Consider the following 22,415-nt stretch of genomic DNA (forward strand, 5'->3'; position numbering starts at 1 on the left):
CGCGCGCTGCCGGAAGCTTGCCAGATGACGCTATGGTTCGTGTTCGCGCTGATGACGGTCGCGGCGATATTCGCCGTGCTCTGGCCGCTCGGCCGCGGCGCGCGTCCTGACAATCAAGGCAGCGAGGTCGCGGTCTACAAGGATCAGCTGGCCGAGATCGAGCGTGATCTCGCGGCAGGACTGATCGCGCTACCTGAAGCCGAGGCAGCGCGCGTCGAGATCAGCCGCAGGCTGCTCGCCGCCGCCGGCAGCGAGTCTGGGCTCGTGCTGACATCCAGTCTGAAATGGCGCCGCGCGGCCGCCGTGCTGGCGCTGGTCGGCCTGCCTCTGGTGGCGGCCGCAGTTTACGTTCCGCTCGGATCGCCCGCGCTTCGCGACTTCCCGCTAGCGCAGCGGGAGCGTGGGGCGGGGTCCGGCATGGCGCAGTCGCTCGAGAACCTCGTCGTGCAGGTCCAGCAACATCTGGAAAAAAATCCGACCGATGGCCGCGGCTGGAACGTGCTCGCGCCGGTGCTGGAGCGGCTTGGCCGCTTCGACGACGCCGTGCGCGCCTATCGCAGCTCGATCACCTATAACGGCGAGAGCGCGGAGCGCCGCTCCGATCTCGGCGAGGCGATTACGGCCGCTGCCAGCGGCGTGGTGACGGCGGAGGCCAAGACCGAGTTCGAGCGTGCGCATGCGCTCAACGCCGACGATCCCAAGGCGAATTACTTCCTCGGGCTCGCAGCCGAGCAGGACGGCCGCAAGGATGACGCGGCCAATATCTGGCGCGCGCTGCTGGCGAAAGCGCCCGCGGATGCGCCGTGGCGGCCGCTGGTGCAGACCTCGCTCGCGCGGGTCGGCGGTGGCGGCGTGACGATGCCGGCGCTGTCCGACGAGACGATCGCAGCGTCCAAGGAGATGAACGACGGCGATCGCAACGCGATGGTCCGCGGCATGGTCGACCGTCTCGCCACGCGCCTCAAGCAGAACGGCGACGATGTCGAGGGCTGGCTACGTCTGGTGCGCGCCTATCTGGTGATGGGCGATCGCGACAAGGCGCAGGCCGCCTCGACCGATGCCCGCCAGGCCGTCGCCAAGGATTCCGAGCGGTTGCGCCAGCTCAACGAAGGCCTCAAGACTCTCGGGCTCGACGGATGACAGGCGCGGCACGAGACGAGCGGAGAACGGATAAGCCATGACGCGCAAGCAGCGACGTATGACCATCATCGGCGGCTCCCTCGCCGTGCTCGCGCTCGCAGCCGCGCTGGTGCTCAACGCACTTCGCGACTCCATTGTGTTCTTCTCGACCCCGACCATGGTGGCCGAAAACCACGTCCAGCCCGGCAAGCGTTTTCGCCTCGGCGGCCTGGTGCAGCCGGGCTCGCTGCAGCGTGGCGACAATCTCGCGGTGACGTTTGAAGTGGCCGACGGCGGTGCCAAGCTGCCCGTCGCCTACAAGGGCATCCTGCCCGATCTGTTCCGCGAAGGGCAGGGCGTCGTTGCCGAAGGCGCGCTTGATGCCAACGGCGTGTTCAAGGCCGACACCGTGCTGGCCAAGCACGACGAGACCTACATGCCCAAGGACGTGGCCGATGCCCTGAAGAAGCAAGGGCACTGGAAGGACGATTACGGCACCCAGGCTTCTGGTGGCGCCAGGCCTGCCGCCACGACGGCGCAGGGCAATTCGCAGGGAGCGGTGCGGTGATCGCGGAAGCCGGGCATTACGCGCTGGTGCTGGCGCTCGCGCTGGCGCTGATCCAGTCCTTCGTGCCGATGATCGGCGCCCGCTTGCGCGATTCCGCGCTGATGAACGTGGCGCGTTCCACCGCGCTGGCGCAGCTCGTGTTCGTCGGCGCCTCGTTCATCGCGCTCGTGACGTTGCACGTGAATTCGGATTTCTCCGTCGCCAACGTTTACGAGAATTCCCACTCCATGAAGCCGCTGATCTACAAGATCACCGGCGTGTGGGGAAACCATGAAGGCTCGATGCTGTTGTGGGTGTCGATCCTGGCGCTGTTCGGGGGGCTGGTCGCGGCGTTCGGCAACAATCTGCCACTGTCGCTGCGCGCGCATGTGCTGGCGGTCCAGGCCTGGATCGCGAGCGCCTTCTATCTCTTTATCCTGATCACCTCGAATCCGTTCCTGCGCATCGTCAATCCGCCGATCGAGGGGCGCGACCTCAATCCTGTGCTCCAGGACATCGGTCTCGCCGTGCATCCGCCGATGCTCTATCTCGGCTATGTCGGCTTCTCGATCTCGTTCTCGTTCGCGATCGCGGCGCTGATCGAGGGGCGGATCGATGCGGCCTGGGCGCGCTGGGTGCGGCCGTGGACACTGGTCGCCTGGATATTCCTGACGCTCGGCATCGCGATGGGCTCCTACTGGGCCTATTACGAGCTCGGCTGGGGCGGCTGGTGGTTCTGGGACCCGGTCGAGAACGCCTCGCTGATGCCATGGCTCGCCGGCACGGCGCTGCTGCACTCGGCGCTGGTGATGGAGAAGCGCAACGCGCTGAAGGTCTGGACCATCCTGCTTTCGATCCTGACCTTCTCGCTGTCGCTGCTCGGCACCTTCCTGGTGCGCTCGGGCGTCATCACCTCCGTCCACGCCTTCGCCAATGATCCGACCCGCGGCGTCTTCATCCTGCTGATCCTCTGCCTGTTCATCGGCGGCAGCCTGTCGCTGTTCGCGGGACGCGCGACCTCGTTGAAGCAGGGCGGCTTGTTCGCGCCGATCTCGCGCGAGGGCGCGCTGGTGCTGAACAATCTACTGCTGACGGTGGCCTGCGCGGTCGTGCTGTTCGGCACGCTCTATCCCTTGGCGATGGAAGTGCTCGCCGACTTCAAGATGTCCGTGGGCGCACCGTTCTACAATCTCAGCTTCGTGCCGCTGTTCGTTCTGTTGCTGCTGGCCGTGCCGTTCGGGCCCATGCTGGCGTGGAAGCGCGGCGATCTGCTCGGCGTCACCCAGCGGCTGCTTGCGGCCGGCGTGGCGGGTCTTGTGGTGATCGCGATCGTCTGGGCCTGGACGCGTGGCGGCAGCGCACTGGCGCCATTGGCCATCGGGCTTGGGGTCTTCGTCATCGCCGGGGCCGCGACGGATCTGGCTGAACGAACCGGCCTGTTTCGTCTGCCGTTCGCAACGTCGCTGCTTCGCGCTCGCGGCCTGCCGCGCTCGGCCTGGGGAACTGTGTTCGCGCATGCCGGTCTCGGCGTCGCGCTGATCGGGATCGTCTGCGAGACCACCTGGAACACGGAATATATCGCGACCATGAAGCCGAACGACGTCGCGCAGGTCGCCGGATATGACCTGAAGCTCGACGGTCTGCTCGAGCGCCAGGGGCCGAACTACCGCGAGATGATTGCCAAGTTCAACGTCAGTCGGGATGGCGAAGCGCTCAGCGTCATGACGCCGTCGAAGCGCAGCTTCACCACGCGCGGCTCCTCCACCACGGAAGCTGCGCTTTTGACCCGTGGCGCGAGCCAGCTCTACATCTCGCTCGGCGACGTCACCGCCGAGGGCGCAATCGCCGTGCGCATCTATCACAAGCCGCTGGTGCTCATGATCTGGTGGGGGCCGGTGCTGATGGCGTTCGGCGGCGTGCTGTCGCTATCCGACCGACGCCTGCGGGTTGGCGCGCCGAAGCCGGCGCGGGCCAAGCAGCGCCTGCAGCCCGCGGAGTGACGCGATGCGCCGGATGATGTCCGCGATCGTCGCGCTCATGCTGCTGGCTACGCCGGCGGTGCATGCGGTGCAGCCCGACGAGATCATGTCTGATCCCGTCAAGGAGGCCCGGGCGCGCGACTTGTCGCGCGAGCTGCGCTGCATGGTCTGCCAGAACCAGTCGATCGACGATTCCGATGCGCCGCTCGCGCGCGATCTGCGTCTACTCGTGCGCGAGCGCATCGCGGCCGGCGACAGTAACCCTCAGGTGCTCGACTTCCTGGTCGCCCGCTACGGCGAGTTCGTGCTGCTCAAGCCGCGCTTCGAACGGCAGACCCTGCTGTTGTGGCTGCTCGCACCGCTGCTGCTGGCCGGCGGTGGTTTTGCATTGTGGCGGCAAATTAGGCGTCGCTCGCGGAACGGCACAGACGTCATGGCGCCGCTGACGCCCGAGGAAGAGGCGCGGCTTGCCGCCCTGATGTCGGACGATGCGACATCGCGCTAGGGTCGCGCGGCGCCGTCGCCGGAACCCGTTAAGTTCCTGCAAGATCGCGACTTTTGGTCTGCGCTAAACTGCCGCACGCCAGCGCGGTCTTCATTACAAAAGTTTAACCCCGCAGCCAGCGCGCGGTAAGGCGCAAATCCCCATCTTCAGGTCCGTAAGGTGCCGCTACCGGGCACCAGATGGATTTCAAGGCCCTGGAGACCTGCATGACCGATCGTCCCGACCTCACCAACCTTCCGTCCTACCGGCAGCCTCGCCGTTCCGTGTTTTCCGCCCGCAGAATCGCGCTGATGGCTTCGGTCGTCGCCGGTCTCGGTGTCGCCGTCCACGGCTTCAGCCCGACGACGTCGCCCGCCGACCTGTTCTCCAGCCCGGCGCACGCGCAGGTCAACAACGAGGTCAAGAAGGTCGAGCGTCCGATCGGCTTCGCTGACATCGTCGAGCGCGTGAAGCCCTCGGTGATCTCGGTGAAGGTCAACATCAAGGAGAAGACCGCGAGCAACGACGACGGCGATGATTCCGCCTCGCCGTTCCAGCCGGGCTCGCCGATGGAGCGCTTCTTCCGCCGCTTCGGCGGTCCCGATGGTTTCCCGGGCCAGAAGGGTGGCCGTGGCCGCGTCGTGCAGGGCCAGGGCTCCGGCTTCTTCATCTCGGCTGACGGCTACGCCGTGACCAACAACCACGTGGTCGACGGCGCCGACAAGGTCGAGGTCACCACCGACGACGGCAAGACCTTCAGCGCCAAGGTGATCGGCACCGACCAGCGCACCGACATCGCCCTGATCAAGGTCGAGGGTAGCTCTAACTTCCCCTTCGCCAAGCTTGCCGACGGCAAGCCGCGGATCGGCGACTGGGTGCTGGCGGTCGGCAACCCCTTCGGTCTCGGCGGCACCGTGACCGCGGGCATCGTCTCGGCCAGCGGCCGCGACATCGGCAACGGCCCGTATGACGATTTCATCCAGATCGATGCGCCCGTGAACAAGGGCAATTCCGGCGGTCCGGCCTTCAACACTGAGGGTGAAGTGATGGGCGTCAATACCGCGATCTATTCGCCCTCCGGCGGCAGCGTCGGTATCGCGTTCTCGATCCCCGCCAACACCGTGAAGAGCGTGGTCGCCCAGCTCAAGGATAAGGGCTCTGTCAGCCGCGGCTGGATCGGCGTGCAGATCCAGCCTGTCACCTCGGACATCGCCGACAGCCTCGGCATGAAGAAGGCCGAAGGCGCGCTGGTGGCGGAGCCGCAGAAGGATGGCCCGGCGGCCAAGGCCGGCATCGAGTCCGGCGACGTGATCACGACGGTCAACGGCGAATCCGTCAAGGACGCCCGCGAGCTCGCCCGCACCATCGGCGGCATGGCGCCCGGCGCGTCCGTGAAGCTCAACGTGCTGCACAAGGGCCAGGACAAGGTCGTGAACCTCACCCTCGGCCAGCTGCCGAACACGGTCGAGGCCAAGGCCGACATCGATAACGACAGCGGCAAGGGCGCCAGCAAGGGCACCGACGTGCCGAAGCTCGGCATGACGGTTGCGCCCGCCAACTCCGTGGCTGGCGCCGGCAAGGACGGCGTCGTGGTTACCGAAGTCGATCCGAAGAGTGCGGCCGCCGAGCGCGGCTTCAAGGAAGGCGACGTGATTCTCGAAGTCGGCGGCAAGAGCGTGAGCACCGCCGGCGAGGTCCGCGACGCCATCAACACGGCGCGGACCGACAACAAGAACAGCGTCCTGATGCGCGTGAAGAGCGGCGGGCAGTCGCGCTTCGTCGCGGTGCCCATTGCCAAGGGCTGACAAGGGCTGAGCCTCAGGAGGCTTGCGAGATGAAGAGTGTCGCCGGCATCAGTCGCCCCCGCCGCCGGCACTCTTCCGGGGAGCAGCGCAACGCCTGCTCCCCATGCCTACCTTCCGGTGGAATTACGCCCCCCTCCGTCGGAAGGCATAGGGCGGTGAGGTCCCCCCAGCTTCACCGCCCGCCTTTTTGCCTACCCAAGTCCTGTTTGCCTAAGAAGTCCCGTTCGCTTGGCTTGCATGCGATTGCCGCTCGCGCCATGTTCAGAGAAGGTTGATCTCCTTGACCGCCGCCGAACGCACAATGCGCCTCCTCATCATCGAAGACGACCGCGAATCCGCCGACTATCTCGTGAAGGCGTTCCGCGAGGTCGGACACATTGCCGACCACGCCGGTGACGGCGAGGAGGGCCTCGTCATGGCCGAGAACGGCGATTACGACGTGCTGGTGATCGACCGCATGCTGCCCAAGCGCGACGGGCTGTCGCTGATCGGCTCGCTGCGCGACAAGGGCGATACGACGCCGGTGCTGATTCTCTCTGCGCTCGGGCAGGTCGACGATCGCATCAAGGGCCTGCGCGCCGGCGGCGACGACTATCTGCCAAAGCCGTATTCCTTTGCCGAGCTGCTGGCCCGCGTCGAGGTGCTGTCGCGCCGCCGCGGCGGTCCCGCCGAGGACACGCTCTACCGTGTCGGCGACCTCGAGCTCGACCGGCTCTCTCACCGCGTCGCCCGCGGCAAGGACGAGCTGACGCTGCAGCCGCGCGAATTCCGCCTGCTCGAGTATTTGATGAAGCATGCCGGCCAGGTGGTGACGCGCACCATGCTGCTGGAGAACGTCTGGGATTATCATTTCGATCCGCAGACCAACGTGATCGACGTGCACATTTCGCGGCTGCGCTCCAAGATCGATAAGGGCTTCGACCGGCCGCTGCTGCACACGATCCGCGGCGCCGGGTACATGATCCGCGACGGGATACGCTGAAGTCTCCGTAAGGAATTCATGTGTGCCGGCTCCAGACAGAGCAGGACCGGACTCCAGCTAGGCCTGGATTGCTCTTCTGACCCGTTCTCGCCTTAGCGGCAGATCCCGCAGGCGCTTGCCGGTGGCATTTGCAATCGCATTCGCGATCGAAGCCGCTGCTGGTCCCTGGCCGACCTCGCCGCTGCCCAGAAACGGCTGGCCGAGCCGGCCGGTTTCATCCACCACGTCTCGCATCACCGGATGTTGAAGTTTCCGGTGCTGATTTCGAGGCTGGTGTGGTCAGTAGGAACCGAGGCTATCGAGGCGTGTTGTCGCCGGAATTCGAACAGGGAGCCGCTCCGTGCAGTTGTTCGCGGTTGCGCGCCGTCTTGTGCTGGCAGCGGCGGCGGTCGGCATTGCTATCGACCCTGCTTGCGCGGCCGGCGACCCGGTGAAAGGCGCCGTGATCTTCAGTCGCGAATGCGCGCTGTGTCACACCATCGGCAAAGGCGAGCCAAATCGTTTTGGGCCGAATCTGTTTGGGATCGCGGGGCGCAAGGCCGGGACCGCACCAGGATACAAATATTCGCCGGAATTTCTCGCTGCGGCGAGCTGGACCTGGGGGGCCGATGAGATTGCCTCCTTCGTCGTTGCGCCGAACCTCATGATTCCCGGCAACAGGATGTCGGTGTTTCAGGGGATCGCGGACTCGCAACTGGACGATCTCATTGCCTACGTGGCGAGTCAGAAATAGAGGCGTCCATGGCACCACGGATTGGCCCAATCGCGGCATTGGCGCTGGTATTTGCGTTTGCGCGCCTGCCAATTGCATCTGCACAGCAGACGTTGTCGGTCGATATCGGTGCTCACGACATCGGCGGCACTGTCCGAAGCGCGGACGGACCGGAAGGCGGGGTCTGGGTGATCGCCGAGACCCAGGATCTCGGCACGCGTTTCGCGAAGGTCGTTGTGACAGATGATGCGGGACGCTTCGTCATTCCCGATCTTCCGGCCGCGCACTACCAGGTCTGGAGCCGCGGCTATGGTCTTGTCGACTCGCCGAAAGTCGGCGGCGAGCGAGGCCAACGGTTGATGCTGGATGCGGTGATTGCGCCGGATCGTGCAGCGGCGGCACAATACTATCCCGCGATCTATTGGTTCTCGCTGCTCAAGCCGCCCGGCCCGGACAAATTTCCCGGCACCGGCGCCAATGGCAACGGCATTCCCAGTGAATTCAAGACTCGCGATCAATGGCTCGACGTCATCAAGACCAACGGTTGCGGCAATTGTCATCAGATCGGGAATTATGCCACACGCACCGTCCCGCCCGCGTTCGATCACCTTCAGTCGAGTGTTGCGGCGTGGGCGCGGCGACTGCAATCGGGGCCCGGCGGGACAACCATGGTGCGCACGATGGGCCGCCTGTTGACGCCGGATGGCGGTCACCTCGCCGCGCTTGCGGACTGGACCGATCGCATCAAGGCCGGCGAGCTTCCAAGGACTGCACCGTCGCGGCCGATGGGCATCGAGCGCAATCTCGTCGTCACGATACGCGACTGGCTCGATCCGAAGCACTACCTGCATGACCTCGCGGCAACCGACAAGCGGCAGCCGACCGTGAATGCGAACGGCCCGCTTTATGGTGCGACCGAGCTCAGCAGCAATACGATGCCGGTGCTCGATCCCGTGCACGACGTCAAGAGCGTCGTCGACGTGCCGGTCCGCGAGCCCGAGAGCACTCCGAGCTCGGCATTGGCCAACCCGGTATTTGCATCTTCGCCCTACTTCGGGCGCGAGCAAGTATGGGACAGCCAGGTCAATGCCCATTCGCCAGCGATGGACCGGGATGGCCGGATCTATTTCACGGCCCAAACGCGATCGCCGGCGGAAGTGCCCGTCTATTGCGGCAAAGACTCGCCGCTTCGTTCAGCCCAGCTCTATCCGCTCACGGCGAGGCCGGAGGGATTCAGCCAGAACTCGCGGCAAGTGACGGTCTACGATCCTCGCACCGGGAAGTTCACATTCATCGATACCTGTTTCGGCACCCAGCATCTGAATTTTGCCGAGGATGAAGCGAATACGCTTTGGTTCAGCAACAATACGCAAGGAAGGAACGCAGTCGTCGGATGGGTGAATACCAAGAGGTTTTGGTCGGATGGCGACGCGGCGGCCGCGCAGGGCTGGACGGCGCTCGTGGTCGACACCAACGGCAATGGCAGGCGCGACGAAGGCTACAACGAGCCCGGCCAGCCGGTCGATGCAAGCAAGGATACGCGCATTCCGCTCGGTCTGTACGGCATCTCGGCAAGCCCGCTGGACGGTTCGATCTGGGGCTCGAGCCTCCCGCATCCTGGCTACATCATTCGCGTCGATCCTGGGTCAAATCCGCCCGACACCGCATTATCCGAGGTCTACAGAGTGCCACTACCCGGCTATGGCATCCGCGGCATGGATGTTGATCGTGACGGCGTCGTGTGGGTCCCGCTCGACAGCGGCCATATCGGCAGCTTCGATCGCCGCAAATGCAAAGGCCCGCTGAACGGTCCCGGAGCGGAGCAGGGCGACAGATGCCCCGAAGGCTGGAGCTTCTATCCGTTACCGGGACCGCCGCTACAGGGCGATACGGCTGCGGCAGAGAACCCGTATTATCTTTGGGTCGATCAGCATGACATCCTCGGGCTAGGTGCCAATACCCCGATCGCAACCGGCAACCAGTCCGATTCACTGCATGCGCTGGTGAATGGCCGCTTCGTCGAGCTGCGCGTTCCCTATCCGATGGGGTTCTTCGCCAAGCAGATCGACGGGCGGATCGATGATCCTACCGCGGGCTGGAAAGGCCGCGGGTTGTGGGTGACGTCCGGCAACCGCACCCCAGTTCATATTGAGGGGACTGACGCACCCCATCCCGGCGCGCCAGGCGCGACGGAGGCCACGCGATCCAGTCCGTTGGTCGTCCAGTTTCAGCTGCGTCCGGATCCCGTAGCTCACTAGGATCGGCGCCGCAGCTGTGGTGCGCAGCCGCTCGACCGCGAGGTTGTGGCGCGGCCGCCCGCTGGACGGTGCCGCCCTGCTCGACAAACCGGCAGCAAGAAGCCACGGTCCATTGTGGTCGCCACATGGCCAAGATTTAAGTTTTGCGGGATTTAACAAAGCCTTAGGCTTTCATGTCAGCGTACCCAGCTGCCAAGCCCGGGCAATTGTCCAGAATGTGAGCTCGCGCCGCGACGATAGCCGGTGATAAAGGACGATGCAGAATGGAGAGAAGGCATTGGGTGTTTTCGATGGTCTCGATAGCGGACGATAGGCCGTGACATCCCACACTCACCTCGAAATCGGTACTTGATCCGTGACGGCATTCGGTAAACTTATCCGCACCACGGCATTCCGGCTGACGCTGGTCTACCTGTTCCTGTTTGCGATCTTTGCGGCCTCGCTGCTCGGCTATTTTGCCTGGAACACGCGGCGTTTGATCACCGAAGAGATCACGCAGACGGTGAATGCCGAGACCTCGGAAATCAACGAGATCTACGGGCGCCGCGGCCTGTTCGGTCTCGTGCGCGCGATCGAATATCGCGCGCTGCGGCCGGGCGCCAATCTCTACCTCGTGACCACGCCGACCGGGCAGGCGGTTGCCGGCAATGTCGGCTCGCTGGCGCCGGGCGTGATGGCAACGCGCGGCTGGTCGGAGACGGCCTACAGGCGGATCGAGGACGCCAACGAACACGATCATCGCGCGCTGGTGCGCGTTACCGAGTTGGAGAACGGCTTCCGCCTCCTGATCGGCCGGGATCTCGACGAGCGACGGCGGCTGTTCGGCATCGTCGCCAAGGCGGCGCAATGGTCGGTGCTGATCGTGGTGGTGCTTGGCCTCGGCGGCGGCGTCTTCGTCGCGCGCAGGGTGCTGACGCGCATCGACGCGATGTCCGGCACGGCCCATCGCATCATGATCGGCGATCTCAGCGAGCGCCTGCCCGTCGGGCGCAGTGGCGATGAGCTCGACCGCCTCGCCGAAAACCTCAACGCCATGCTGGAGCGGATCGAAGCGCTGATGGCGGGACTGAAGGAAGTCTCCGACAACATCGCCCACGACCTCAAGACGCCGCTGACGCGGCTGCGCAACCGCGCCGAGGAGGCGCTGGCGAAATCGGGGAGCGAGGCCGACTATCGGGCCGCGCTGGAGCGGACCATCGAGGAATCCGACGGCTTGATCCGCACCTTCAACGCGCTGCTGATGATCGCGCGCGCCGAGTCCGGTCAGGCACGCGGCAATATGGATGATTTCGACGCCGCCGATGTCGCTAACGGCATCCACGAGCTGTACGAGCCGCTGGCCGAGGACGACGGCATGACCTTGAAGGTCAAGGCGCAGGCCGCGACCATTCACGGCAATCGCGAGTTGATCAGCCAGGCGCTCGCCAATCTCGTCGAGAACGCGATCAAATACGGCAAGCCGGCGGCGCAGGCGGCCGGACCCGTGGTCAGCATGGACGCCCGTCAGATCACGATCGAGGCGAAGCGCGAGGGCGACCAGGTGCTGCTCAGCGTCACCGACCGCGGCCCGGGAATTCCCGAGGCCGACCGCAAGCACGTCGTCGAGCGATTCGTGCGGCTGGAGGCGAGCCGCACCATGCCGGGCTCCGGCCTCGGCCTCAGCCTCGCGTCCGCCGTTGCCACATTGCATGGCGGCGAATTGCGGCTGGGCGATGCCCAGCCTGGCCTCATTGCCACGCTGGTGCTTCCGGCGCGTGCGGGCGCCAGCGACAGGGTTGCCCCTCCAATACCGGATGTGCCACAGAAGGTGGCATGAACCACTCCGCGCCGGGAAACGCGGACAAGCATGGTGAGAGCCTAGCCGCGCGGTTCGCGGAGGCTCCCCATATTGCCGCTTCCACAACCGACGAACGTCGCTTTGAAGATTGGCTGGCCGCGCTCGAGCCGGCGCAATCGACCCGTGTTGAAGCGCTGCTGGTCCATCCCTTTGCCCGGACTATTCTCGCCGGTGTCGCGGAATTCTCGCCTTATCTGTTCGATCTGGTCCGCGCCGATCCGCTCCGCCTGATCCGGCTGCTCGAATGCGAACCGGATGCGCATTTCGCTGCGCTGATCGCCGAGGCGAGAGGCGCGGTGCTCGCCGCCCCGGACGAAGCCGAGGTGATGCGGCTGCTTCGTCGCATGAAGGCGGAGGCAGCGCTCCTGATCGCGTTGTGCGACATCGGCGGAGTCTGGCCGGTGATGCGGGTGACGGCCGCGCTGACCGATCTAGCGGTGTCCTCGGTGCAGGCGGCGCTGCAGTATTTGCTGCGACAGGAAGCCGCACGCGGCAAGCTCGTGCCGTCCGATCCCGAGGCGCCGGAGGTCGGCTGCGGCCTGATCGTGCTCGCGATGGGCAAGATGGGCGCGGGCGAGCTGAACTATTCCAGCGACATCGATCTCATCGTGTTCTTCGATCCGGATGCGACGACACTTGCGCCGGATATCGAGCCACAGCCGTTCTTCGTCCGGGTGACGCAGGGCATGGCGCGCATTCTCCAGCAGCGCACCTATGACGGCTACGTCTTCCGTGTCGATCTGCGGCTGCGACCCGATCCCTCCTCGACGCAAGTTGCGATCTCACGCGACGCCGCGTTGCATTACTATGAGCGGGAAGGGCGCACCTGGGAGCGCGCCGCAATGATCAAGGCTCATGCCTGCGCCGGCGACGCGAGGGCGGGCGAAGCGCTGCTCGCCGAGATATCCCCCTTTGTGTGGCGCAAGCATCTCGATTTCGCAGCACTTGCCGACGTGCACGACATGAAGCGGCAGATGCAGACCTATCGCGGCCAGAGCGAGATCGCGGTCGAGGGGCACAACGTCAAGGTGGGCCGTGGCGGCATCCGCGAGATCGAATTCTTCGCGCAGACCCAGCAGCTGATCGCAGGCGGCCGCCATCCGGAATTGCGGGTGCGGCCGACGCTCGCCGCGCTCAATGTGCTCGCTGATAGAAATTGGATCACCTTCGATGCACGCGACGAGCTGACCACGGCCTACGAATTCCTGCGCCGGGTCGAGCATCGTCTCCAGATGATCGCGGACGAGCAGACCCATGCACTGCCCGAGGACAAGGAGGCGGTGCAACGCTTCGCCTGGTTCTTCGGCTATGACAGCCGCGAGACCTTCGCGCGCGACCTGCTGCGCCAGCTCGAGATCGTCCAGGGACACTACGAAAAACTGTTCGAGGGCGACGACCCGACCGGCACGGCAAGCCTGCCCGCGATCGATTATCGCGCCGGTCCCGACGATCCGCGCCTGCTTCAGCACCTGACGACGCTCGGATTCAAGAAGCCCGCTGCCGTGGCGCAGACCGTCTGCGACTGGCTCACCGGCGACTACCGCGTCTTCCGTAACGAGCAGACGCGAAACGCCTTCGTCGAGTTCGTGCCGGCTCTGATCGACGGCCTCGCGCATGCCGAGGGGCCGGATCGCGCCGTCGTCGCGTTCGACCAGTTCCTCCAGGCGCTCCAGCGCGGCGGCCGTCTGATCACGCTGCTCGGCCAGAACCGCGATCTCGTTGCGCTCGTGGCACTCGTGCTTGGCGCGGCGCCCCGGCTTGGCGAGATGCTGGCGCGGCAGCCGCAGCTGATGGACGGCCTGATCGATCCGCGTTTCTTCGGCGCGATGCCGGACAAGCAGGAATTGTCGGCGCGGCTTGCGACCACGGTGCAGGACGCGGGCTCCTACGAGGAGTTTCTGGACCGCCTGCGCCTGTTCGGGCAGGAGAGCCTGTTCCTGATCGGCACGCGCATCCTCTCCGGGACCGTCTCGGCACAGCAGGCGAGCACTGCCTTCGCCGACGTTGCCGAGGGCATCGTCGACACTGTGCATGGCCTTGTCGCCGAGCGCTTCGCCGACCAGCATGGGCGCATCGAAGGGCAGGAGACAGCGATCATCGCCATGGGCCGGCTCGGCAGCCGCGAGATGACGGCGTCTTCGGATCTCGACCTGATCCTGCTCTACGATTTCGACAGCGACAATCCGGACTCCGACGGCCGGAAGTCGCTGCAGGGTGCGCATTACTTCGCCCGCTTCACCCAGCGCCTGATCAGCGCCTTCACCACCCGCACCAATTACGGCGTGCTCTACGAGATCGACATGCGGCTGCGGCCGTCGGGACGCGCCGGCCCGGTCGCATCAAGTCTCGTCTCCTTCGCGGACTATCAGGCCAACGAGGCCTGGACCTGGGAGCACATGGCGTTGACGCGTGCGCGCGTGGTCTCGGCATCGCCCGAATTCACCGTGCGGATCGAGAGCATCATTCGCGACGTCCTGACCCGCCGCCGCGATTCCGCAATCATCGCCAACGACGTCGCCGACATGCGCCGCGCGATCGCGCAGGAAAAGGGCGAGACCGATTATTGGGACCTGAAATATGCCGCCGGCGGCATGGTCGATATCGACTTCATCGCGCAATATCTCCAGCTCGTTCATGCCCACGACAAGCCGGACATTCTCGACGTCAGCACGGTACAGGTGCTGGAGAACGCCGCCAGGCTCGGCGTGCTGCCGCAATCGGAAGCTGAGATCCTGCGCGCCGCGGCGCGCCTCTATCACGATCTGACGCAGATTCTGCGGCTCTGCGTCAGCGACCGCTTCAGGCCGGAAACGGCGGGCACCGACCTGCAGCGCGTGATGGCGCGCGCCGGCGATGCGCCGGATTTCTCGTCGCTGGAGGCGCGCGTCAAGGAGACGCAGGGCGAGGTGCGGCGGGTGTTCAGCGCGCTGTTGGAAGCAACCAGGCCGTAGACTCGTAGGGCCATGGTCACGCTCCTCGCCTACCGGATCTTGACGACGACCTTGCCTCGGGAGCGTCCCGTCTCGACGTAAGCCAAGGCCTCGCTGGTAGCTTCGAACGGGAAGATCCGGTCAACGACCGGGCGAAGGATCCCGGCTTCGAACAGCGAAGCGATATGGCCCAGCTGATCGCCGTTCGCGCGCATGAACAGGAACGAATAGCTGACGCCACGGCGCTTGGCCTTGCTTCGGATGCCGAAGCTCAGAAGGCGCGTGACCTGTTGCAGGAACCAGTTCAGTCCTTGTTCCCTGGCGAAATCGGGGTCCGGGGGGCCGGAGATGGAAATCAATTTGCCGCCCGGCCCCAACACGCTCAGCGACTTTTGCAGCGTGTCGCCGCCCAGGCTGTTCAGTGCCACGTCGTAGCCGGACAGGACCTTCTCGAACTCCTGCTTCGTGTAATCGATGGCGACGTCGGCGCCGAGGCTCCTGACCAGTTCGAGGTTCGCCGTGCTCGTCGTCGTCGCGACGGTTGCGCCGAGATGCTTCGCCAGCTGGATGGCGAGGGTGCCCACGCCGCCCGAGCCGGCATGGATCAGAACCTTGTGCCCCTTCTTCAGTGCGGCCCGCTCGACCAGCGCCTGCCAGGCGGTCAGACCTACAAGGGGGATGGAAGCCGCTTCCTCCATGCTGAGGTTTTTCGGTTTCAGAGCCGCATCGATTTCATTGACGGCGATGTACTCCGCGAACGTCCCGATCCGGCCATCACGCGGCCGGGCGTAGACCTCGTCGCCTGGCTTGAAGCGCCGAACTTTCGATCCGACCCGAACCACGGTTCCGGCCACGTCGTGTCCCAGGGCGAAGGGCGGGCGATAGGGCAGGATGAGCTTGAATTCCCCATCCCGGATCTTGGAGTCCAGAACGTTGAGCCCGGCCGCGTGGATCTCGATCAGAACGTCGTCGTCCTGCAACGTCGGCTCTGGCATGTCGCCGAAGCGCAGGGCACCGCGCTTCTTGTATTTATCGAGGATGAAGGCCTTCATGATGGTCCGTTCTCCGAGCTCTCACGACCGCCATGCGTTGGCGGGAGAACCATTGTCGCACATAACAGGATCGGGCCGCTGCCGCGCGCGGCCCCTCAGGGGTCAGGGGCGGCTTGCGGCTGCGATGGTGGGATAGTCGGTATAGCCGGCCGAGCCACCGCCATAGAGCGTCGCCGGATTGAACTCCGCCAGCGTCGCGCTGGTCTTCAGTCTGTCCACGAGGTCGGGATTGGCTATGAAGGGTCGGCCGAAGGCGAACAGGTCCGCCTTGCTCTCGGAGAGGCGCGAAGCTGCGAGTTCGAGGTTGTAACCGTTGTTTGCAACATATGTATTCTTGAACCGCCGACGCAGCGATCCGAAGTCGAACGGTGCGACATCGCGCGATCCGCCTGTGGCGCCCTCGACGACATGGATGTAGACGATGCCCAAGGCGTTGAGTTGATCGACGATGTAGTCGAACTGGACCTGAGGATCACTGCTCGAAACGCCATTGGCGGGCGATACGGGCGAGATCCGGATTCCGGTGCGTCCGGCGCCGATCTCCTCGACGACCGCAGCCGTAACCTCCAGCATCAGCCGGGCGCGATTCTCGACCGATCCGCCATAGGCATCGGTGCGGACATTGGCACCGTCCTTGGCGAACTGGTCGAGCAAATAGCCATTGGCGCCGTGAATTTCCACGCCGTCGAAGCCGGCCGCAATAGCGTTCGCTGCCGCTTGCCGGAAATCGCTCACGATCCCCGGAAGCTCCTCGAGCGTCAGCGCACGAGGCTCTGAGACGTCAACGAAGGCGTTGTGGACGAACGTCTTGGTGCGCGCGCGGATCGGCGAGGGGGCCACGGGCGCGGCACCGTTGTCTTGCAGGTCGACGTGCGATACGCGGCCGACATGCCAGAGCTGAAGGAAAATCCGCCCTCCCTTGGCGTGAACGGCGGTCGTGACCTTGCGCCAGCCGTCGATCTGAGCCTGGGAGTAGATGCCGGGCGTGTCCTGGTAACCCTGTCCCTGTTGCGAGACCTGCGTGGCCTCGGAAATCAGCAGGCCCGCCGACGCGCGCTGGCCGTAATACTCCGCGGCGAGAGTGCCCGGAACGAAGCCCGACCCAGCACGATTGCGCGTCAGCGGCGCCATGACGATCCGATTGGAAAGGGTCAGCGAGCCGAGAAGATAAGGCTCAAATAGCGTTTTGCTTGTCATCGATCACTTTCGTTTGTCGCCGCCGCGGCGGGGTTGTTATCGAAATGTTTCGCTGTGCTCAGGCGAGCGCGCGGTACCGCTCGGCGGGACGTTCGTTCCGATAGTTCGGGAGCATTGCCTGGCGTGCGGCCTGAAGCGCGTCCCACTGCCCGGCATCCGGAAGCGGCGGGATCGTCACCGGTTCGCGGCGGTCGAACCCGACCAGCGCCGCATCAACCAGATCGTTCACCTCCATTACGTTGGAAAGCGTGTTGACGTCGGCGCCGACGTGGCCCCAGATCTCGGTCCGCGTCGTGGCGGGAAGCACGGCTTGGACGTACACACCCTTCGGCGCGAGCTCGAGGCTCAGCCCCTGCGAGAGAAACAGCACGAAGGCTTTGGTTGCGCCGTAGACCGTCATGCCGAACTCCGGTGCCAGGCCGACCACAGAGCCGATGTTGACGATCGCTCCTTCGCCGGCCTTCGCAAGACGCGGGGCCATGGCGCTGGCAAGCCGCAGAAGTGCGGTCGTGTTGAGCGCAACGAGCCGCGCCACGTCATCCGTGCTCTGCTCGATAAAGCTTCCGCCGATCGCCGTTCCGGCATTGTTGATGAGGATCCCGATGCGGGCGTCATTGCGCAGCCTCGCCTCGACCGTGGCGAGCTCGGCAGGCTGTGTAAGATCGGCCTGGATGATGTCGATCGCCACGCCATTTTCCTGACGCAGACGGGCCGCCAGAGCCTCCATTCGTGCCCTGTCACGGGCAACCAGCACGAGGTCGTGCCCGCGGCGCGCGAAGCGTTCGGCATAGGCAGCTCCGATGCCGGTGGAGGCGCCGGTGACGAGAACGGACGGAACGACGGTCATGGCATTGCTCTTTTCTCGAATGGAATATATTCATGACGACCGTCATGATTACAGCTAAATATGATAATCATCATGTAAATGTCAACGGGGCGTCGGAGAATTTTGAAATGAAGGTCAGTCGAGAACAGATGTCGGAGAATCGTCGCCGGATTCTGGAGGTTGCCAGCCGACTATTTCGCGATAAGGGCTTCGACGCGGTCAGCGTGGCGGAGGTGATGAAGGCCGCCGGGCTCACCCACGGCGGCTTCTACGGCCATTTCGCCTCAAAGGACGACCTGATCGCGCAGACTCTTGCCCATGTCCTCGCTCTCGACGCGGACGGAGGGGGCGATTTTCGCGCTTATGTGGACGATTATCTTGCGCCCCGTCATCGCGACAACGCCGCCGGTGGTTGCCCGACCGCGGGCCTTGCTGCCGCCATTCGCCATCAGAGTCCGGCTGCACGCGCGGCCATGACGCAAGCCCTTCGGTCGCAGGTCGACCGTATCGGCGAGGCGCTCCCGAAGGTGGATACGGCAGACAGACGCCGCGTGGCGATCGGAAGCTGGGCGGCGATGGTGGGCGCGGTGATCCTCGCCCGGGCGATCGACGATCCCGCGCTTTCGGATGAGGTGCTGGAGCAGACACGTGCCTGGGTTGATGCCGGGATCGACCAGGCGTCCGCTACATGATTGCTATGGCGCCGAGCGACCCGTCCCTTCCGATCGCAAACCGGGCCGGCCGCTGTTCACCCGATCTCGGTCGGCCTGGCCTGCTTCAGCGAGGTCAGGGCCTCGAGCACGTTCGGCTCGAGGCCTGTGCCGCCGGCGTCGAGATGCGCGAAGATCGCGCGCTTCATCCGGGGATCCCAGAACTTCTTGATGTGGTCGGCGATTCCCGGCACGGCCTTGTCGTGGCCCTGGCTGCGGAAGAACGTGCCGATCTGGTTGGCCATGTAGACGAGACGATCAGGCGACGACATCGATAATCTCCGGAGCACGATGAGCCGTGACGCGGCCCTGGTGCGTAAACACTTCAAACCCGTCGTTGCGGGCAATTGCAATCAGCGTGATGCCGGCGGCCGCGGCGGTGCGCACCGCAAGCGCGGTCGGTGCGGAGACCGCGACCATCACCGGCGCGCCGATGGCGGCTGTCTTCTGCACCATCTCGACCGATACGCGGCTCGTCAGCAGCACCATGCCGGCGCTTGCGCCCGTGCGGCTGCGCGCCAGCGAACCGGCGAGCTTGTCGAGGGCGTTGTGCCGGCCGACGTCTTCGCGCAGCGCCACGATGCCATTCGATGGTGACCAGAAGGCCGCGGCGTGGACCGCCCGGGTCTGCATGTTGATCGATTGCAGGGGGGCGATCGCCTGCATCGCCGTCATGATCTGCTGCGGCGTAAAGGTCTGTCCCTGCGGCACCACAGCGGCCGGGCGCACGGCCTCGGCGATCGAATCGATGCCGCAGATGCCGCAGCCGGTCGGACCTGCGATGTGTCGCCGGCGCTCGCTGATGCGCGCGGCGTTGTCCTGCTCGAGCCACATGCGCAGCTCGATGCCGTCGTCGAGGCGGACTACATCGAGCGACTTGATGTCGTCGACCGATTTGATGATGCCTTCGTCCAGGCTGAAGCCGACGGCAAAATCCTCGAGGTTCTGCGGCGTGCCCATCATGACGGCATAGGTGCCGCCATTATAGCTCAGCGCCAGCGGCGTCTCCTCGGGGATCAGCCGCGCCCCTTCGGACGCGGTGCCATCGCGCCAGATCTCGCGGTCGATGGCCTGGACCGGCACGTGCATGCGGTTACTCCGCGGCCTCGGCCGGCGCGATGCGGCGGGAATGCCGCGCCTGCTCGTCGTAGGACTTCTGCCAGTCGGACGGGCCGTTCGACGGCGAGATCTGCACCGCCGTGACCTTGTATTCGGGGCAGTTGGTGGCCCAGTCCGAATACTCGGTCGTGATCACGTTGGCCTGCGTGTCCGGGTGGTGGAACGTGGTGTAGACGACGCCGGGCGCGACGCGGTCGGTGAGCTCCGCGCGCAGCGTGGTCTCGCCGGCGCGGCTCTGCAACCGCACCCAGTCGCCGTCGCGCACGCCGCGCTGCTCGGCGTCGTGCGGATGGATCTCCAGCCGGTCTTCGGCATGCCAGACCACGTTCTCGGTGCGCCTTGTCTGCGCGCCGACATTGTACTGGCTGAGGATGCGGCCCGTCGTGAGCAGCAGCGGGAAGCGCGGACCGGTGCGCTCGTCGGTCGCGACATACTCGGTGACGACGAACTTGCCCTTGCCACGGACGAAGCCGCCGATATGCATCACCGGCGTACCCTCCGGCGCCTTCTCGTTGCAGGGCCACTGCACCGAGCCGAGCTCGTCCAGCTTGGCGTAGGAGACGCCGGCAAAGGTCGGCGTCAGCGCGGCGATCTCATCCATGATCTCCGAGGGATGGCTATAGTTCATCTCGAATCCCATCGCCTTGGCGAGCGCGATGGTGACCTCCCAGTCGGCCATGCCGTTCTTCGGCGACATCACCTTGCGAACGCGCTGGATGCGGCGTTCGGCATTGGTGAAGGTGCCGTCCTTCTCGAGGAAGCTCGAGCCGGGGAGGAAGACGTGGGCGTAGTTCGCGGTCTCGTTGAGGAAGAGGTCGTGGACGATGACGCATTCCATCGCGGACAGCGCCGCCACCACATGCTTGGTGTTGGGATCGGATTGCAGGATGTCTTCGCCCTGCACGTAGAGCCCCATGAACGTGCCTTCGATGGCGGCGTCGAACATGTTCGGGATGCGCAGGCCCGGCTCCGGATTGAGCTTGACGTTCCAGAGCGCCTCGAACTGGTCGCGCACGGCATCACCGGAGATGTGACGGTAGCCCGGCAGCTCGTGTGGGAACGAGCCCATGTCGCAGGAGCCCTGCACGTTGTTCTGGCCGCGCAACGGGTTCACCCCGACACCGGGACGGCCGATATTGCCTGTCGCCATCGCCAAATTGGCGATCGCGATCACGGTGGTCGAACCCTGGCTGTGCTCGGTGACGCCGAGCCCGTAATAGATCGCGCCATTGCCGCCGGTGGCGTAGATGCGAGCTGCTTCGCGCAAGGTCTTCGGATCGACGCCGGTGAGGATGGCGGTCGCTTCCGGGCTGTGCTTGGGCTGGGCGACGAAGGCGGCCCATTCCTCGAACTCGGCCCAGTCGCAGCGCTCGCGCACGAAGGCTTCGTTGGCGAGGCCCTCGGTGACGATGACATGCGCCAGCGCCGTCACGACGGCGACGTTGGTGCCGGGCATCAGCGGCAGATGCAGCGCCTTCACATGCGGCGAGTCCACCATCTCGGTGCGGCGCGGATCGATCACGATCAGCTTCGCGCCCTGGCGCAGCCGCTTCTTCAGGCGGGAGGCGAAGACGGGGTGAGCCGAGGCCGGGTTGGCGCCGATGATCATGGCGACGTCGGTATTCTCGACCGAGTCGAAATCCTGCGTGCCGGCGGAGGTGCCGAACGTGACCGACAGACCATAGCCGGTCGGGGAGTGGCAGACCCGCGCGCAGGTGTCGACATTGTTGTTGCCGAAGCCGGCGCGGATCAGCTTCTGCACCAGATAGGTTTCTTCGTTGGTGCAGCGGGACGAGGTGATGCCGCCGATGGCGTCACGGCCGTATTTCGTCTGGATGCCGCGCATCCTGGCTGCGGCGAACGAGAACGCTTCATCCCAGGACACTTCGCGCCAGGGATCCTCGATCCGCTCGCGGATCATCGGATTGAGGATGCGCTCCTTGTGATTGGCATAGCCCCAGGCGAAGCGGCCCTTGACGCAGGAATGGCCGCGATTGGCCTTGCCGTCCTTGTACGGCACCATGCGCACGACTTCCTCGCCGCGCATCTCGGCCTTGAAGGTGCAGCCGACGCCGCAATAGGCGCAGGTGGTGACGACGGAGTGCTCGGGCTGGCCGATCTCGATCACGGACTTTTCGGTCAGCGTCGCGGTCGGGCAAGCCTGCACGCAGGCGCCGCAGGAGACGCATTCGGAGCCGAGAAAACTCTCGCTCATGCCGGGCGAGACGCGGCTGTCGAAGCCGCGGCCGGAGATCGTCAGAGCGAAGGTGCCTTGCACTTCCTCGCAGGCGCGGACGCAGCGCGAGCAGACGATGCACTTGGAGGGATCGTAGGTGAAGTAGGGGTTGGACTCGTCCTTCGGCATCCAGGCGGCGTTGATCTCACCATGGGATTTGGCGAAGACGTGGTTCTCGCCCTCATAGCCGTAGCGGACGTCGCGCAAGCCGACCGCGCCGGCCATGTCCTGCAACTCGCAGTCGCCGTTGGCGCCGCATGTGAGGCAGTCGAGCGGGTGATCGGAGATATAGAGCTCCATCACGCCCTTGCGTAGCTTCTTCAGCCGCTCGCTCTGGGTGTGGACGACCAGGCCGTTCATGACAGGCGTGGTGCAGGACGCCGGCGTGCCGGCGCGGCCCTCGATCTCGACGACGCAGAGACGGCAGGAGCCGAAGGCGTCGACCATGTCGGTCGCGCAAAGTTTTGGGATCTGGTGGCCGGCATCCATCGCGGCCCGCATGATCGAGGTGCCCTCGGGCACCGTGACCTGGTTGCCGTCGATGGTCAGCGTGACCATCGTTTCCGATTTGGAGCGCGGTGTGCCGTAGTCGATTTCTTCGATCAGAGACATCGTCGTTCTC

18 protein-coding genes are annotated in these 22,415 nt (G+C 65.2%); 11 read left to right on the forward strand and 7 right to left on the reverse strand.

Annotated features, from left to right (window positions below; genetic code table 11):
- The first annotated feature begins 24 nt into the window (after positions 1 to 24).
- From ccmI to ABID59_RS20215, 6 genes are all read left to right on the forward strand, one after another.
- Positions 25 to 1,140, forward strand: coding sequence for a c-type cytochrome biogenesis protein CcmI (ccmI, locus tag ABID59_RS20190; RefSeq protein ID WP_354084506.1), 1,116 nt, complete (start codon positions 25 to 27; stop codon positions 1,138 to 1,140).
- 37 nt (positions 1,141 to 1,177) lie between these two features.
- Positions 1,178 to 1,687, forward strand: a complete 510-nt coding sequence (gene ccmE, locus ABID59_RS20195; protein ID WP_354084507.1) for a cytochrome c maturation protein CcmE — start codon at positions 1,178 to 1,180, stop codon at positions 1,685 to 1,687.
- Complete coding sequence (locus ABID59_RS20200; protein ID WP_354084508.1) at positions 1,684 to 3,666, forward strand: heme lyase CcmF/NrfE family subunit; 1,983 nt, start codon at positions 1,684 to 1,686, stop codon at positions 3,664 to 3,666. Before ccmE ends, ABID59_RS20200 begins: the two co-directional genes overlap by 4 nt.
- A 4-nt stretch (positions 3,667 to 3,670) precedes the next feature.
- Positions 3,671 to 4,150 carry a cytochrome c-type biogenesis protein gene (locus ABID59_RS20205; protein WP_354084509.1) on the forward strand — a complete coding sequence of 160 codons (480 nt, stop codon included), beginning with the start codon at positions 3,671 to 3,673 and terminating at the stop codon, positions 4,148 to 4,150.
- 206 nt (positions 4,151 to 4,356) lie between these two features.
- Positions 4,357 to 5,934 carry a Do family serine endopeptidase gene (locus tag ABID59_RS20210; RefSeq protein ID WP_354084510.1) on the forward strand — a complete coding sequence of 526 codons (1,578 nt, stop codon included), beginning with the start codon at positions 4,357 to 4,359 and terminating at the stop codon, positions 5,932 to 5,934.
- Between the two features lie 301 nt (positions 5,935 to 6,235).
- Positions 6,236 to 6,916: a response regulator transcription factor gene (locus ABID59_RS20215; RefSeq protein ID WP_354031918.1), complete on the forward strand. Its 681-nt coding sequence runs from the start codon at positions 6,236 to 6,238 to the stop codon at positions 6,914 to 6,916.
- 57 nt (positions 6,917 to 6,973) lie between these two features.
- On the opposite strand, the gene ABID59_RS20220 is transcribed toward ABID59_RS20215, so the two are convergent.
- Positions 6,974 to 7,141, reverse strand: a complete 168-nt coding sequence (locus ABID59_RS20220; protein WP_502916388.1) for a hypothetical protein — start codon at positions 7,139 to 7,141, stop codon at positions 6,974 to 6,976.
- Positions 7,142 to 7,256: 115 nt separating this feature from the next.
- On the opposite strand from ABID59_RS20220, the gene ABID59_RS20225 reads away from it, so the two are divergent.
- The 4 genes from ABID59_RS20225 (at position 7,257) to ABID59_RS20240 (ending at position 14,674) form a co-directional block, all read left to right on the forward strand.
- On the forward strand, positions 7,257 to 7,649 hold the full coding sequence (locus ABID59_RS20225) for a c-type cytochrome (protein ID WP_354084511.1): 393 nt from the start codon (positions 7,257 to 7,259) through the stop codon (positions 7,647 to 7,649).
- Between the two features lie 8 nt (positions 7,650 to 7,657).
- The gene (locus tag ABID59_RS20230; protein ID WP_354084512.1) at positions 7,658 to 9,886 is read left to right on the forward strand and encodes a carboxypeptidase-like regulatory domain-containing protein; all 2,229 of its coding nucleotides are present in this window, start codon (positions 7,658 to 7,660) and stop codon (positions 9,884 to 9,886) included.
- Between the two features lie 355 nt (positions 9,887 to 10,241).
- Positions 10,242 to 11,702 carry a sensor histidine kinase gene (locus tag ABID59_RS20235; protein ID WP_354084513.1) on the forward strand — a complete coding sequence of 487 codons (1,461 nt, stop codon included), beginning with the start codon at positions 10,242 to 10,244 and terminating at the stop codon, positions 11,700 to 11,702.
- A complete protein-coding gene (locus ABID59_RS20240) occupies positions 11,699 to 14,674 on the forward strand; it encodes a bifunctional [glutamine synthetase] adenylyltransferase/[glutamine synthetase]-adenylyl-L-tyrosine phosphorylase (protein ID WP_354084514.1) in 2,976 nt (991 codons plus the stop codon). Before ABID59_RS20235 ends, ABID59_RS20240 begins: the two co-directional genes overlap by 4 nt.
- A gap of 29 nt (positions 14,675 to 14,703) precedes the next feature.
- Here ABID59_RS20240 and ABID59_RS20245 read toward each other — a convergent pair whose 3' ends face one another.
- The 3 genes from ABID59_RS20245 to ABID59_RS20255 form a co-directional block, all read right to left on the reverse strand.
- Positions 14,704 to 15,705, reverse strand: a complete 1,002-nt coding sequence (locus ABID59_RS20245) for an NADP-dependent oxidoreductase (RefSeq protein WP_354084515.1) — start codon at positions 15,703 to 15,705, stop codon at positions 14,704 to 14,706.
- Between the two features lie 102 nt (positions 15,706 to 15,807).
- Positions 15,808 to 16,902 carry an alkene reductase gene (locus ABID59_RS20250; protein ID WP_354084516.1) on the reverse strand — a complete coding sequence of 365 codons (1,095 nt, stop codon included), beginning with the start codon at positions 16,900 to 16,902 and terminating at the stop codon, positions 15,808 to 15,810.
- Between the two features lie 58 nt (positions 16,903 to 16,960).
- Positions 16,961 to 17,749: an SDR family NAD(P)-dependent oxidoreductase gene (locus ABID59_RS20255; protein WP_354084517.1), complete on the reverse strand. Its 789-nt coding sequence runs from the start codon at positions 17,747 to 17,749 to the stop codon at positions 16,961 to 16,963.
- 107 nt (positions 17,750 to 17,856) lie between these two features.
- Here ABID59_RS20255 and ABID59_RS20260 point away from each other — a divergent pair, with 107 nt between their 5' ends.
- A complete protein-coding gene (locus ABID59_RS20260; RefSeq protein WP_354084587.1) occupies positions 17,857 to 18,420 on the forward strand; it encodes a TetR/AcrR family transcriptional regulator in 564 nt (187 codons plus the stop codon).
- Between the two features lie 56 nt (positions 18,421 to 18,476).
- Here the strand turns inward: ABID59_RS20260 and ABID59_RS20265 are convergent, their stop codons facing one another.
- The 3 genes from ABID59_RS20265 to fdhF are packed head-to-tail and all read right to left on the reverse strand — an operon-like array spanning position 18,477 to position 22,405.
- Entirely contained in the window at positions 18,477 to 18,710 is a 234-nt protein-coding gene (locus tag ABID59_RS20265) for a formate dehydrogenase subunit delta (RefSeq protein WP_354084518.1), read from the reverse strand.
- Positions 18,697 to 19,527, reverse strand: a complete 831-nt coding sequence (fdhD, locus tag ABID59_RS20270; protein ID WP_148751979.1) for a formate dehydrogenase accessory sulfurtransferase FdhD — start codon at positions 19,525 to 19,527, stop codon at positions 18,697 to 18,699. The genes ABID59_RS20265 and fdhD overlap by 14 nt, the downstream gene beginning before the upstream one ends.
- Before the next feature lie 4 nt (positions 19,528 to 19,531).
- Positions 19,532 to 22,405 carry a formate dehydrogenase subunit alpha gene (gene fdhF / locus ABID59_RS20275; RefSeq protein ID WP_354084519.1) on the reverse strand — a complete coding sequence of 958 codons (2,874 nt, stop codon included), beginning with the start codon at positions 22,403 to 22,405 and terminating at the stop codon, positions 19,532 to 19,534.
- Positions 22,406 to 22,415: the final 10 nt, after the last annotated feature.

Source organism: Bradyrhizobium sp. S3.3.6, assembly GCF_040546905.1.
Lineage (GTDB): Bacteria > Pseudomonadota > Alphaproteobacteria > Rhizobiales > Xanthobacteraceae > Bradyrhizobium > Bradyrhizobium cytisi.

Bases quoted from the DNA above. Each gene is read 5' to 3' on its own strand.
- ABID59_RS20210 (WP_354084510.1), top strand. From the start codon at position 4,357: ATGACCGATCGTCCCGACCTCACCAACCTTCCGTCCTACCGGCAGCCT.
- ABID59_RS20250 (WP_354084516.1), bottom strand. From the start codon at position 16,902: ATGACAAGCAAAACGCTATTTGAGCCTTATCTTCTCGGCTCGCTGACC.
- fdhD (WP_148751979.1), bottom strand. From the start codon at position 19,527: ATGCACGTGCCGGTCCAGGCCATCGACCGCGAGATCTGGCGCGATGGC.
- ABID59_RS20215 (WP_354031918.1), top strand. From the start codon at position 6,236: ATGCGCCTCCTCATCATCGAAGACGACCGCGAATCCGCCGACTATCTC.
- ccmI (WP_354084506.1), top strand. From the start codon at position 25: ATGACGCTATGGTTCGTGTTCGCGCTGATGACGGTCGCGGCGATATTC.
- ABID59_RS20205 (WP_354084509.1), top strand. From the start codon at position 3,671: ATGCGCCGGATGATGTCCGCGATCGTCGCGCTCATGCTGCTGGCTACG.
- ccmE (WP_354084507.1), top strand. From the start codon at position 1,178: ATGACGCGCAAGCAGCGACGTATGACCATCATCGGCGGCTCCCTCGCC.
- ABID59_RS20230 (WP_354084512.1), top strand. From the start codon at position 7,658: ATGGCACCACGGATTGGCCCAATCGCGGCATTGGCGCTGGTATTTGCG.
- ABID59_RS20240 (WP_354084514.1), top strand. From the start codon at position 11,699: ATGAACCACTCCGCGCCGGGAAACGCGGACAAGCATGGTGAGAGCCTA.
- ABID59_RS20255 (WP_354084517.1), bottom strand. From the start codon at position 17,749: ATGACCGTCGTTCCGTCCGTTCTCGTCACCGGCGCCTCCACCGGCATC.
- ABID59_RS20245 (WP_354084515.1), bottom strand. From the start codon at position 15,705: ATGAAGGCCTTCATCCTCGATAAATACAAGAAGCGCGGTGCCCTGCGC.
- fdhF (WP_354084519.1), bottom strand. From the start codon at position 22,405: ATGTCTCTGATCGAAGAAATCGACTACGGCACACCGCGCTCCAAATCG.
- ABID59_RS20260 (WP_354084587.1), top strand. From the start codon at position 17,857: ATGAAGGTCAGTCGAGAACAGATGTCGGAGAATCGTCGCCGGATTCTG.
- ABID59_RS20265 (WP_354084518.1), bottom strand. From the start codon at position 18,710: ATGTCGTCGCCTGATCGTCTCGTCTACATGGCCAACCAGATCGGCACG.